Origin of the sequence: Paraburkholderia sp. BL18I3N2 (assembly GCF_003001875.1) — a bacterium.
In the GTDB taxonomy this organism is placed as follows: Bacteria; Pseudomonadota; Gammaproteobacteria; order Burkholderiales; family Burkholderiaceae; genus Paraburkholderia; species Paraburkholderia phytofirmans.
In genome coordinates, this window is the sequence record NZ_PVNC01000005.1 from 64,080 (window position 1) to 76,120 (window position 12,041).

Below are 12,041 nucleotides of genomic sequence, written 5' to 3' on the forward strand. Positions count from 1 at the left end.
AGTCCGCAGCGTGTTGCGTCATGGTGCTGCAGGTCCGTGTGTTATCCGCCATTTTGCCATGGGCGGGACCTCGATCCAGCCGCGCGCACTGTCATGCATCCCGCTGCGTCAGGTGCCTGAAGAGTTCGAACGCGATGGCCACGTCTTCGAGTCCCAGTCCGATTGAGCGGAAAAACGCGTGCTTCTGATAGGACGGCTTTTGCGCGACGCCCGACACCAGTTCCGGCAAATCGGCCACCACGTTTTCCGCGGACCAGCCGTGTCGCTCCGCGGCCAATCTCATTTCCCCCGCGCTGGCCGGCGTGGTCTGCCGGTAATCGCAGTAGACGTCCATGGCGGGAATCCATGAAGGCGGAATTTCGTGGGCGTTCGCAGCGTTGGTGCTGATCGACGTGATGAGCGCCGGCTTGCCGAGCATGCCTTCGAGCAGCACCGGCGTGCCCGATGAGGTACACAAGGCCACCACATCGGCATCGCGCACGCAATCTTCAAGCGCGGTGCAAACGGCGGTGCGCTCGTCGAGGGCCGCGAGCGTGGCGCGCTTCGCCGCGTTGTCCTTGAGGTCGGGCGAAAACACCTGAATCGAACGCCAAGGGCGGACTGACGCCAGGTGCCGGAGATGCGCCTGGCCCACCGCGCCCGAGCCGATGATCGCGAGCCTTCGCGCATCGGTCGCGGCGAGGTGCTCGACGGCTAGCGCCGTTGCGCCGGCCGTGCGTTCGACCGTAAGCAGGCCGGCATCGCACCACATCAATGGCTGTCCGGTTTCCATCGACATCAGCGCGGTCCACGCGGTAATGACCGGCCTGCTCGGCGTGACGATATACGGCGACAGTTTCGCGCCGAATACCCTGGCGCTCGCCATCACGCCGAGATAGGTAATGAAGTCCCCCGCGCCGCCTGGAAATAGCGTGAGCGTTTGAGGCGGCTGCACGGCGGCGTCGTTGCCAAGCGCGCGAAACATCTGCGTCAACGCCTCGCGCACGTCGAGATGAGGCAGGGCTTGGCGAACGGTTTCCTCATCGACGATCAACGGAACGGCTTTGTCTGTCTTGCTCATTGGACTGCTCTCCACAACGTTGCCGGCCTGCGGCGTGGAAGCAATTCTAAAGTCAAAATGTCCAGTCTGGACTGTTATTTTGAAAATTGCTTGCTTTTACCGGAGTCCAGAATAGACTGTTGATCCAGAGAAAGCGTGAGGCCGGGTCGCTCCGGTGCCATCAGCGCCGTCTCGAAGCTTTGCAGTCAGCCGTCGTCCGTGCCTTCAATTCGCGATGCCCTCACCACACAGGGAGCCACCATGCTTCAGAAGCTTTCACTTTCCATTTTCGTCGCTGCTGCGTTGCTCGGTTCGGTCGGCACCGCCAGCGCGGAGACTCAAAACACCTTGCGTTTCGGCATCGAAGCCGCGTATCCGCCGTTCGAAAGCAAGTCGCCGACCGGGCAACTGGAGGGCTTCGACGTCGACGTCGGCAACGCCGTCTGCGCGAAGATGGGCGTCAAATGCGAGTGGGTGGAGAATGCATTCGACGGGCTGATTCCCGCCTTGCAGGCCCGCAAGTTCGACGCGATCAATTCGGCCATGAACATCACCGAAAAGCGCAAGCAGACGATCGCTTTCACGCGGCCCATTTATGTCGTGCCGATCGTGATGGTCGCGAAGCGCGGTTCGGGATTGCTGCCTGACGTGAAGAGTCTGCAGGGCAAACGCGTGGGCGTGCTGCAGGCGTCGTCGCAGGAAGATTTTCTGAAGCGCCATTGGGCGAATGCCGGCGTATCGATCGTCTCTTATGCCGACCAGGATCAGGTGTACGCCGACCTCGTGGCCGGCCGCCTCGATGCCGCCGTTCAGGAAGCGCAGACTGTTCAGGACGGTTTCCTGAACAAGCCCGCGGGTCACGACTATGCGATTGCCGGCCAGCCGCTCAGCGATCCGGCGACGCTCGGTGAAGGCACCGGTTTCGGCTTGCGCAAGGGCGACCGCGCGCTGGCCGGGAAAATCGATGCCGCGCTCGACGCGCTGAAGAAAGACGGCGCGCTCAGTGCGCTTTCGCAAAAGTACTTCAAACGCGACATCATCGCCAAATAAGGCGTTGTCGAACCGGTGCGAGCGGATTCGCACCGGACCTGTGTGCGTGCTGTCGCATGCATGCTTCCGGTCCCGCCAGGGAAAGCAGAGCGAGTGTATGGATTTCGATGTAATCGTGCTGGGTGCGGGGATCGTCGGCGTGTCGTCCGCGCTGCACTTGCAGGATCGCGGCCGCCGGGTGGCGCTGGTCGACCGGCGTGGTCCGGGTGAAGAGACCAGTTTCGGCAACGCCGGGCTGATCGAAAGTTCGTCGGTCGTTCCGTACGCCTTTCCGCGCAATCTCGGCACGCTGTTGCGTTATGCGCGCAATCGCTCGACCGATCTTTACTGGGACTATCGGGCGCTGCCGTCTTTTGCCGGCTGGCTCGCGCGCTTCTGGTGGGAGTCGTCACCCGAACGGCTGATGGCGGCGGCGCACGATATGCTGCCTCTGATGCGGCACAGCGTTGCAGAGCACGATGTGCTGATCGCGCGTGCCGGCCTCGAACAGCTAGCGAGCGACAAAGGCTGGATCGAGGCGTTTCGCACGCCGGCGGAATTCTCGCGGCAAGCGGCGGCGGCCGAAGTAACGGCAAGTACCTATGGGTTGCGTGTGACGACGCTCGACGCGGCGGTACTGGCGGCGCGCGAGCCCGGCGTCGCAGAGGGATTCTGCGGAGCGTTGCATTGGCAGGATCCGAAGAGCATCGTCAACCCCGGTGCGTTGACGAACGGCTATGCACGTCTGTTCGAGGAGGGCGGCGGCGCGCTGTTGATCGGCGAGGCGACGACGGTGAACGCGGAAGGCGGCGCGTGGATCGTGCAGACCTCGTCGGGCAGGATCAGCGCGAAAGAGGTCGTTGTCGCGCTGGGCCCGTGGTCGGATCGGGTGGTCGCGTCGCTCGGATATCGCATTCCACTGCGGGCGAAACGCGGCTATCACATGCATTACCAACCCACGAAACCCATGCTGTCGATGCCGCTCGTCGACTCGCAGCAGGGTTACGTGGTGGCGCCGATGCAAGGCCGCTTGCGGCTCACGACAGGCGTCGAAATAGCCCGGCGCGAGGCGCCGCCGACAGGCGTGCAACTGGAGCGCGCGGAGCGTACTGCCAGACCGACCTTCGGTCTCGGCGCGCGGCTCGACGAACAGCCGTGGCTCGGCTTGCGGCCGTGCACGCCCGACATGCGGCCGGTCATCGGGCCGGCGCCGCGCCATCGAGGGCTCTGGTTCGCGTTTGGCCACAACCATCATGGCTTGACGCTTGGTCCGGTGACGGGCCGTTTGCTGGCGGAGATGATGACGGGCGCCCAGCCTTTTATCGATGCGCGTCCATTCCGTCCCGAGCGGTTCCGCTAGATGTTCACCAACGGATTCACTGATTGAATAACAAAGGAGAGTGAGATGAAGATCAAGGACTTCGGCGTCGAACGCTGGATGGATCTGTACGAAAACCGGTGTACGTACAACCTGGCGGAAACCTGCGTGGAATCGCTGACGGTCGATCAGTTGCTGACGCTCGCGAACAAACAGGACAGCATTCTCGACGAGCTGCGCGGGCTCAAGCTGACCTACGGCGCGATCGAAGGATCGGCCCGCTTACGCGAGGCGATCTCGGCCATGTACGCGCGCCAGTCGCCGGAAAACCTGATCGTGACGCACGGCGCCATCGGCGGCAACGCGCTGGTGTACGAAACCCTGGTCGAGCCTGGCGACACGGTGATCTCGGTTCTACCGACCTACCAGCAACACTATTCGATTCCAGAGAGCTACGGCGCCGACGTGCGGATTCTGAAGCTGCGCGAAGAGAACGGGTTTCTGCCTGATCTCGCCGAATTGCGCAGTCTCGTCAATGACAAAACCCGGCTCATCGCGATCAACAACCCCAACAATCCCACCGGTTCGCTGATGGACGAGGCGTTCCTCGCCGAGGTCGGCGAAATTGCGCGTTCGTGCGGAGCGTATGTGCTCTGCGACGAGGTGTATCGCGGCACGGACCAGGAAGGCAGCGGTTATACCGCTTCGATTGCGGATCTGTACGAGCGCGGCATCAGTACCGGCAGCATGTCCAAAACATACTCGCTCGCGGGTTTGCGGCTCGGCTGGATCGCCGGCCCGAAGGATCTGATTCGTGCCGTGGCGATTCATCGCGACTACAACACGATCAGCGTCGGCATGATCGACGATCATTTTGCTTCCATCGCGCTGGAAAATCGTGCGGCGATTCTGGCGCGCAACCACGACATCGTGCGGACCAATCTGGCGATCGTGGACGCATGGATCGCCAAAGAACCGTCGATGTCTTATATCAAGCCCAAGTCCGGAACCACGGCGTTGCTGAAGTACGACCTGCCGATGTCGTCGCTCGAATTCTGCATTGAACTGATTGAACAAACCGGCGTGATGCTGACGCCGGGCAGTGCGCTCGACATGGAGGGTTATGTGCGCCTCGGGTATGCCAACAACCGCGACGTGCTCGAAACAGGGCTTGCCAAAATTTCAGGATTTCTCGCGAGGCGTCGAGCCTGATTCATTGCCGAGCGGGGCGTGAGGGCACTTACTCCTCGCACTTCACGTCCTGTCTTCGCACGGAGATGATGACCGGATACGTTCCGTGTTCGAGTTCCACGCGCGCGACGACGGACATCGTCTCACTGTCGATGTCGTCGTACACGCTGACCTTTTCATGCCGCAGGCTCGTGAGTCCGGTACAGCCGGACGCACGACCTTCGTCGGAAACCTTGCATTGAATCGGGTTGTCCGCGAGGAAGCGATATCGGTCTCTTTCCGGTGTCGCCAGATATTCGCGAAAGCTCTGCGCCGACCCGCCGATACCGGTGACATACCCAATTGCGCACTGCAGTTTGGGCGTGTCGCTGCTCCCGGATGTCTGCGCGGTCGCGGCCGTGCTTGCGGCAGCGACGAGCGCCACGAGTGTCGATGCGAGGAGATATTTCATGGCGCGAATCAAGGTTGTCCGATCGAAGTGCTGGATTGTAATGGCATCTCCGCAAGCATGCTCCGCTAGACGTTGAACAGCTCGCTGCGCGCCGCGTCCAGAATCATCGCGACAGCCGGATGGCTGATCCGGCGCTCGATAGAAATCGCAAAGAATTCCTCGACGATGGAATTGATCTGCCCGACCGTCGTGAGTTTGTGCTCGGCCTGCAACTGGCTTTCCAGTACCGTGGGCGCGAACAGCAAGCCGCGGCCTTCGCGAGCGAACGCCATGGTCATTGCGCCGTCGTCGAATTCGCCGACGATGCGCGGCGAAATGGCATGGGACGCCAGCCAGTGGTCCAGCTTGCGGCGCACCGCCGATTCCGTACCGGGCAGCAGCACCGGCAACTGACCGAGCGACAACGGGAAGCGTTTCTTGCCGCCCTGGATCAGCGCTTGCGCGCCGAAGCAACTGAGCGTGGATCGGCCGAGCCGGTGATTGAATGCCTTGACATTGACGTCGGCGGGAATGGGAGCATCCGCGATGATCAGGTCGAGGCGGTGCAAGGCCAGTTGCGCGAGCAGCGCATGCAGCTTGCCCTCGTGGCAGATCATGCGCACCGATACGGACGGGCTTAGCGCCGGCTCCAGCAGCCGGTACGCGATCGCCTTCGGCACCGAATCCGCGATGCCGACGCGAAACCGCGTTTGCGGGCCCGCTTCGTTCTCGCGCCGCACGGCGCTTTCGAGCTCCGAGCCTAGCGAGAATATCTCGTCGGCGTAATCGAGCGCAAGGCGCCCCGCGTCGGTCAGTTCGAGCGTGCGGCCGCTTTTCCTGAACAGCTTCTTATCCAGCGCTTCTTCGAGCAGTTTGATCTGGCCGCTCAACGTTTGCGGCGAGATATGCAACTGCTCGCCCGCCCGAACGATGCCGCCCGCGTGCGCCGCGACCCAGAAGTAATGCAGATGCTTAAAGTTCACGATTGCCCCACAGATTACGCAATGCTACGGTTTTCTCGAAGTATCGCTATAAAAAATACGCATTTTACGTTATCTCACGTTCAGGTAGATTGAGGTCTCGCCCAAGGGTTCATGTGGGCGGTTAACGGTAGCTGACGGAGGTGGCAGATGGCATCGGTTGCACAATTCCTGCGTTCAAAAGCGTCCCAGACGGTATGGTCGACCCAGGCATCCACTTCGGTTTACGACGCGGTCGCGATCATGGCTCACCGGCGGGTGGGAGCGCTCATCGTCGTCCATGAGGGGCGGGTGGCCGGCATCGTCACGGAGCGCGACTACGCGCGCAAGATCGCGCTAATGCACCGCTCATCAAGGAATACGCCGGTGCGCGACATCATGTCGACGACCGTGCGCTATGTCGGCCCGGAGCAGACCACCGAGGAATGCATGGCGCTCATGACGGAGTACCGGATTCGCTATTTGCCTGTCATTACGGAAGGGCAGGTGATCGGCATGGTGTCGATCGGCGACCTGATCAAGAATTTGATTGCCGAGCAGGAAGACACGATCCGGCAGTTGGAGCATTACATCCATGGCAACAGTGTTCAGGTCGGCCACCGTGGCTTTCAAACGCACTCACCAGCCGGTTTTGCGACCTGAGAAAAATTACTGTTCGTAATGTGTTCGGCGCGACGAGGCAGAGCGCGCGAAGCGGACAGTCCCCTGACTTATCAAAGAGGCTTTTTATGTACACGCAAATCATCAATCAACTTCGACGTGCTGCCGGTGCGGTGACGCGCGGGACGGCGGTGCTCGGTCTGGCAGGGCTCCTTGCTCTCGGCGCCGTGGCTTCGAACGATGCCGAAGCGAAGCGCGTGGGCGGGAGCCAAAGCATCGGCAGACAGTCGCAAACGGCGTCGCCGTCCGGGCCGGCACAGCGCAGCCAGCAAGCTCAACCGGCGCAGCAGGCCGCACAGGCGCCGGCTGCCGCGGCGGGTAATCGCTGGATGGGTCCGCTCGCCGGGCTCGCCGCCGGACTCGGCATCGCGGCGTTGCTGTCATCGTTTGGCCTCGGCGAGGGACTCGCGCAATTGATGTCCAACGCGTTGCTGATCGGCGCGGTGATTCTCGCGGGCGTCATGCTGTTCCGCTTTATCGCCAATCGGCGTCGTCCGGATCTCGCTTATGGGAACGGCGCCGCGAACCGGCAGCAAAACGGCGGCACGCCGTTTCTGAATCAAATGGGGCAAGCGCGGCCTGAAACGACGAATTTTCGCGGCTGGCCGCGTGCCGCGATGGGATCGGCCGCGGTAGCGGACACCGTGAAGGCGCCCGAGCTTTCGTCCGGCCCGGATCAGGCGGCATTTCTCGTATCGGCGAAGGCGATGTTCATGCGGCTTCAAGGCGCATGGGACCGCAACGAGCAGGGTGACCTGTTCGAGTTGACGACGCCGGAGATGTTCGCGCGTCTCAAGCAGGATCTGGAAACACGGGGCCGCGAGCCTAGCCACACGGAGGTGCCGCAACTCGAAGCCGAGTTGCTCAGTACCGAAAGCAACGCGGACGAGACGCTGGTCAGCGTGCGCTTCTACGGTCAGATTCGGGAAGACGATGCACAGACCGCGCAGCCGTTCCAGGAAATCTGGAACCTGGTGAAGCAGGCACAGGGTGACCAGGCGTGGCGACTGGCCGGCATCCAGCAGATCGACTGATAGCGGCATGGTTGAAGCCGGCGCGAAGAAGCGCCGGCTTTTTGCCGCTCATGCATTCCATTTCCTGTTTCAAAGAGCGGCGAGGAATGACCCTGCGACCGGCATCATCCAGACACTGAGGCGCGGCTGCTATCGATTGCCGCGACGCAATCGATCTCGATGTCGAAGCGCCCAGGCCACGCCGGCACATTGACGAAAATCCGCGCAGGCGGGTTCGCTCCGAAGAAACGCGCATAGATCGCGTTCACGGCCGGAAACGCTTCAACCGACGTGCAGTACACGTTGCATTTGAGCACCTGATCGAGCGATGAACCCGCCGTCTCGACGCACAGCTTCAATTGTTCCAATACCCGTTCCGTCTGCAGTTCGATCGGCGCGTCCATCACTTCGCCGGTGCGTGGATCGAACGGCGGAAAACCGGACACATAGATCGTGTCGCCGTGGCGGGTGACGGCGGAAGTCGGCGCTTTCCAGCGTTCGAGCCAGCTCGAAAGCGGTTCGACACGAATGATTTCACGGCTCATGATTCACTCCATGCAGAAAGGGCCGAGCGGTTTTCAGCAGTAGTTGCATCGACTCGGCACATGATCGATCTCCTGGTCTAAGCGTGGCAGCGCGCTGTCGCCAAGCGACTTCGGTTTCGACGACCGGAAAATCGACCTCGGTATTGAACACGTTATTCACGAAGTTGGTCAGCATGAATTGCGCCGCGAGCGCGATGATTTCGACGATGTTCGCATCGCTGAAACCGGCTTCGCGCACGGCGTGCAGATCACTTTCGGTGACCTTGCCGCGCGTCTCTATCAGCGTCTTCGCGAACGCGACAGCCGCGGCGGTTTTGGGCGTATGTGGCGACGAAATTGCTAGTGAAACAGGCATGTGTCATCCGCGGGAAGTGAGGCAATCAACAGATGTTTGAGCATGGACGATGATTGTCGCAGGTTTCCGGTGAACGCAATCGTGTGGCGCAGGCGGCGCAGCTGCGCGTGGACTCGCCAGGCGGCCCGCGCAATGAACAAACGGACGCGGGACCGAACTAAGACAGACATCGCTTAACCTGGCGCGGGCGGCTTATTCAGCATCCCGAACGCACCGGTAATTTATGTACCGCTCATTGAACGAAGTGCCCGCGGCCTCCAGAAGCTGGCAAGGAGTGGCAAATGGAAAACAAACTTCATACCACGCAGAATCGGCTGCCCGGAGATGCCGACCACGCTCGTTTGCGACGCGCTCAAGGAGCCACGCTTCGCACGCTTCTGTTTGTGGTCTTGTCGTGCTTCCTGAGCACGGCGCTTCCGGCGCAACCGCCGGCATCCGCCGATACCGGCCCGGCAAGCGCGACGCCGGCCCCACGCCATCTCGATCGCTCCGGCAAGACGCGCAAGGGCAAGGCGTCGTACTACGGTCGGGCGTTTTATAAAAAAGAAATGGCCGACGGTATGCCGATGAATCCGCAGTCCAACGCCGCCGCGAGCAAGACGCTACCGCTTGGCACCAAGGCCCGGGTCACGAATCTGAAAAACGGTAATAGCGAGGTGGTCGAAATCAGGGACCGCGGCCCCTATGTCAAGGATCGAATCGTCGACCTGTCACCCAAAACTGCGGACAAGCTCGGGTTGAAGAAAGACGGCGTCGCGCCCGTCGAAGTCAAACCGGTGGAAGTTCCGCAGGCCGACGGTACCGTGAAGCCGGGCGCAGGCGCACAGGAAAGCGAACGCGGCAGGTCGTCAGGCTACGCGCAGGATAGTCATTCGTTGCGTTGAGTGGACGGCACAACGACAACGCACGCTTATCGTTGTTCGGCTCGTCACTCTGACCAACGAGCGTCGAAAGAATCACGGGTCCGTTATCTGAGGCGAGCACGATCTGTCCGCCGCGCCACTGCACATCGAGCCAAACAGCCAGTGGCACGCAATTCCATTGCATAGAATCAGGTTACGCGCAGAACGCTTTCGGGCAACCCGATCGCAGCCGCGTTCGCGATCGAGCTTGCGCGTAGACAACGCGATTTCGACTAATCGTCAGGAGAATCGTCATGGCGACCTATGTGGTGCTTGCACAATTCACCGATCAGGGCATACGCAACATCAAAAACAGTCCGCAGCGGGCTGGTCAGGCGGCGGAGTTGGCCAAGTCCTTCGGCTGTGAAATGAAACAGATCTTCTGGACAGTGGGCAAATACGACATCGTCACGGTCATCGACGCACCGGATGAACAGAGCTTCGCGGCATTCGGCTATGCGCTGGGATCGGCAGGCAATGTCCGCACGCAAACGCTGCGCGCGTTTACGAAGGACGAATGCAGCGCGATTATCGGCAAACTTCCATAAAACAGGCCCTCATCCGGCACGTGAGCCGGTCTCTTTCCGCGACTTTTTCTCAGGAGATCACAATGAACGCAAAAACAGGCGACAGTGAAGCCGTACGCGCATTCGTTCAAACGGCCGAGCAGGCTGGCGAGTTTGTCTGGGTGATAACGTTGGTCGACTTCGAAGCAAAAAAGGTCAAACGGTCGATGGTTTCGGACGACAGGTTCGCCATGCGCGCCGCGGCTCAGGACGCCGGCGACGCTTATCTGAAAGGGCTGACGGAAGACCGATAAAGAGGCGCGGGAGCGCCTTGTTATCGCTCAGTGACAGCCCCCGCCTGCGAGGCGAGGGTGACTATACTTAAAGAGGCCGCCTCTGATTCAGGTTCGCCGGCTTCAGGTGAGAGAGGCGCCGGGCAGGATTTCGACGCGAGCCGGGCCAGGTCGCGGGGGGAGAAACGTATGTTCAAGCATCTGCTGGTGCCGATCGACGGCTCGACGCTTTCCGAGGCCGCCATTCAGATGACGGTAACGCTCGCCGCGGAAAGCGGAGCCAAAGTCACGGGCCTCCATGTCATTCCGGAGTTTCATGTCCTCGCGTATGGCACGGAGATGATTGCCGACAACGAGGATCGCATCATTCAGACCGCGCGACAGCGCGCGGATGACTATCTTCGCGTCATCAAAAAAGCGGCCGCGCAGGCTGGCGTGGAGTGCAATACGGTCTCTGAAAGTCGCGCCCATCCTTATGAAGCGATTATCAGCGTTGCAGCGCAACAGAACTGCGATCTCATCGTCATGGCGTCGCACGGTCGAAGCGGCATGAGGGCGTTTTTGCTCGGCAGCGAAACCCAGAAGGTACTGACGCACAGTTCAATCCCGGTTCTCGTCGTGCGGCAGTCGGCGCCAGGCGGCGCGCATCCGGCGCACTAGCCAGCTTGACGGACGAGGAAGGGCGCCAGCGCGGAAGTACGCGAGTCAATTCAATCGGCATCCTCATGGTTAGGATCCCGCGTTGAACCTCACCCCTTGCGGGCGGCGGTTCGTTGCTGGCGCAAAATCCTCACGAAGTTCAGTACGGTCGGCGACTTCTCGCGCTGTCGATGGATCAACGCGATACCCGTCGACAGCGGATTGCCCCGCAGTCCGTGATACGACACGCTTTCAACCTGGATCTGCCGGATCGACGCGGGAACCACCGCAACGCCGAACCCCGCCGCCACGAGATTCGCCGCCGATGAGATCTGCGGCGACTCCATGCCGATCAAGGGCGCGAAGCCGGCTTCACGGCAGGCGCCGATGATCGAGTCGTGCAAATCCGGGCCGATGGGGCGCGGAAAGAGGATGAACGGATCGTCCGCAAGATCCGCCAGATCGACGCGCCGTCGCCGGTTCAAGCGATGGTTTGCCGGCAACACCGCCAACATGTCTTCGTCGACCAATGGTTCGACTATCAGATCCCGGCAGTTCAACGGCATGCGCACCAGCGCGGCATCGAGCTGCCGGTCGGCGACTTTATCCAGCAGCAGCGAACTGTTGCTCTCCTCGCAACTGATCGACACACGCTCATACGCGTGCCGATAGCGCTGCATCGTCATCGCGACCGCCGGATGAAACACCGTCGAACCCGCGAAGCCGAGCGAGAGGCGCCCGGTCTCGCCGCGTCCCGCGTTCTGCACTTCGACGAAGGCCTGCTGCGCGTCATCCACGATACGTTGCGCACGTTCGCGAAAGAGTCGTCCCGCCTCGGTCAGCTCGACGCGGCGTGGATGGCGGAGGAACAGCGAGGTGCCGATTTCCCGCTCGAGCTTCAGGATCTGCTGGCTCAAAGGCGGCTGCGCGATGCCCAGATGAGTCGCTGCGTCGGTGAAATGCAGGTGTTCGGCGACGGCGAGGAAGTAACGCAGTTGGCGAAATTCCATATGTTTTTCGTCTCCAAATAGCGTCTTCAAGATATTGGACTAATGACGGCACTGATTTTAACCTTCGTGTCAATCCGATGCGCGCAAAGGCCGCAGCCGACAACGCTGGACAAGGTCGCGGCTCGCATCGA

The 12,041-nt window shown here is 61.2% G+C and carries 15 protein-coding genes; 9 read left to right on the forward strand and 6 right to left on the reverse strand.

Translation table 11 applies throughout. From position 1 onward, the window contains the following. Positions 1-91: 91 nt before the first annotated feature. On the reverse strand, positions 92-1,060 hold the full coding sequence (locus B0G75_RS15825; protein ID WP_106307059.1) for an ornithine cyclodeaminase family protein: 969 nt from the start codon (positions 1,058-1,060) through the stop codon (positions 92-94). A 240-nt stretch (positions 1,061-1,300) separates the two neighbouring features. Between B0G75_RS15825 and B0G75_RS15830 the strand changes: the two genes are divergently transcribed. The 3 genes from B0G75_RS15830 (at position 1,301) to B0G75_RS15840 (ending at position 4,598) form a co-directional block, all read left to right on the forward strand. Continuing rightward, complete coding sequence (locus B0G75_RS15830) at positions 1,301-2,089, forward strand: ABC transporter substrate-binding protein (RefSeq protein ID WP_106307062.1); 789 nt, start codon at positions 1,301-1,303, stop codon at positions 2,087-2,089. A 97-nt stretch (positions 2,090-2,186) separates the two neighbouring features. Next, the gene (locus B0G75_RS15835; RefSeq protein WP_106307065.1) at positions 2,187-3,428 is read left to right on the forward strand and encodes an FAD-binding oxidoreductase; all 1,242 of its coding nucleotides are present in this window, start codon (positions 2,187-2,189) and stop codon (positions 3,426-3,428) included. 45 nt (positions 3,429-3,473) lie between these two features. Further along, the gene (locus B0G75_RS15840) at positions 3,474-4,598 is read left to right on the forward strand and encodes an aminotransferase (RefSeq protein ID WP_106307068.1); all 1,125 of its coding nucleotides are present in this window, start codon (positions 3,474-3,476) and stop codon (positions 4,596-4,598) included. Positions 4,599-4,626: 28 nt separating this feature from the next. On the opposite strand, the gene B0G75_RS15845 is transcribed toward B0G75_RS15840, so the two are convergent. Then, positions 4,627-5,028 (reverse strand): hypothetical protein, encoded by a 402-nt coding sequence (locus B0G75_RS15845; RefSeq protein ID WP_106307072.1) that lies wholly within the window; start codon positions 5,026-5,028, stop codon positions 4,627-4,629. Between the two features lie 65 nt (positions 5,029-5,093). Next, positions 5,094-5,990 carry a transcriptional activator NhaR gene (gene nhaR / locus B0G75_RS15850; RefSeq protein ID WP_106307075.1) on the reverse strand — a complete coding sequence of 299 codons (897 nt, stop codon included), beginning with the start codon at positions 5,988-5,990 and terminating at the stop codon, positions 5,094-5,096. A 147-nt stretch (positions 5,991-6,137) separates the two neighbouring features. On the opposite strand from nhaR, the gene B0G75_RS15855 reads away from it, so the two are divergent. Further along, a complete protein-coding gene (locus B0G75_RS15855) occupies positions 6,138-6,629 on the forward strand; it encodes a CBS domain-containing protein (RefSeq protein ID WP_106307078.1) in 492 nt (163 codons plus the stop codon). Between the two features lie 86 nt (positions 6,630-6,715). Next, complete coding sequence (locus B0G75_RS15860; RefSeq protein ID WP_106307081.1) at positions 6,716-7,681, forward strand: Tim44 domain-containing protein; 966 nt, start codon at positions 6,716-6,718, stop codon at positions 7,679-7,681. A gap of 104 nt (positions 7,682-7,785) precedes the next feature. Here B0G75_RS15860 and B0G75_RS15865 read toward each other — a convergent pair whose 3' ends face one another. After that, positions 7,786-8,205, reverse strand: a complete 420-nt coding sequence (locus B0G75_RS15865; RefSeq protein WP_106307084.1) for a RidA family protein — start codon at positions 8,203-8,205, stop codon at positions 7,786-7,788. After that, a complete protein-coding gene (locus tag B0G75_RS40695) occupies positions 8,195-8,560 on the reverse strand; it encodes a carboxymuconolactone decarboxylase family protein (protein WP_181309281.1) in 366 nt (121 codons plus the stop codon). Before B0G75_RS40695 ends, B0G75_RS15865 begins: the two co-directional genes overlap by 11 nt. A 281-nt stretch (positions 8,561-8,841) precedes the next feature. Here B0G75_RS40695 and B0G75_RS15875 point away from each other — a divergent pair, with 281 nt between their 5' ends. From B0G75_RS15875 to B0G75_RS15890, 4 genes are all read left to right on the forward strand, one after another. Continuing rightward, positions 8,842-9,444 (forward strand): septal ring lytic transglycosylase RlpA family protein, encoded by a 603-nt coding sequence (locus tag B0G75_RS15875; protein WP_258194499.1) that lies wholly within the window; start codon positions 8,842-8,844, stop codon positions 9,442-9,444. A 272-nt stretch (positions 9,445-9,716) separates the two neighbouring features. Continuing rightward, positions 9,717-10,010 (forward strand): GYD domain-containing protein, encoded by a 294-nt coding sequence (locus B0G75_RS15880; RefSeq protein ID WP_106307087.1) that lies wholly within the window; start codon positions 9,717-9,719, stop codon positions 10,008-10,010. 62 nt (positions 10,011-10,072) lie between these two features. Continuing rightward, the gene (locus tag B0G75_RS15885; protein ID WP_106307090.1) at positions 10,073-10,282 is read left to right on the forward strand and encodes a hypothetical protein; all 210 of its coding nucleotides are present in this window, start codon (positions 10,073-10,075) and stop codon (positions 10,280-10,282) included. Positions 10,283-10,450: 168 nt separating this feature from the next. Further along, entirely contained in the window at positions 10,451-10,921 is a 471-nt protein-coding gene (locus B0G75_RS15890; protein ID WP_106307093.1) for a universal stress protein, read from the forward strand. Positions 10,922-11,010: 89 nt separating this feature from the next. Here B0G75_RS15890 and B0G75_RS15895 read toward each other — a convergent pair whose 3' ends face one another. Continuing rightward, entirely contained in the window at positions 11,011-11,910 is a 900-nt protein-coding gene (locus B0G75_RS15895) for a LysR family transcriptional regulator (protein ID WP_106307096.1), read from the reverse strand. Positions 11,911-12,041: the final 131 nt, after the last annotated feature.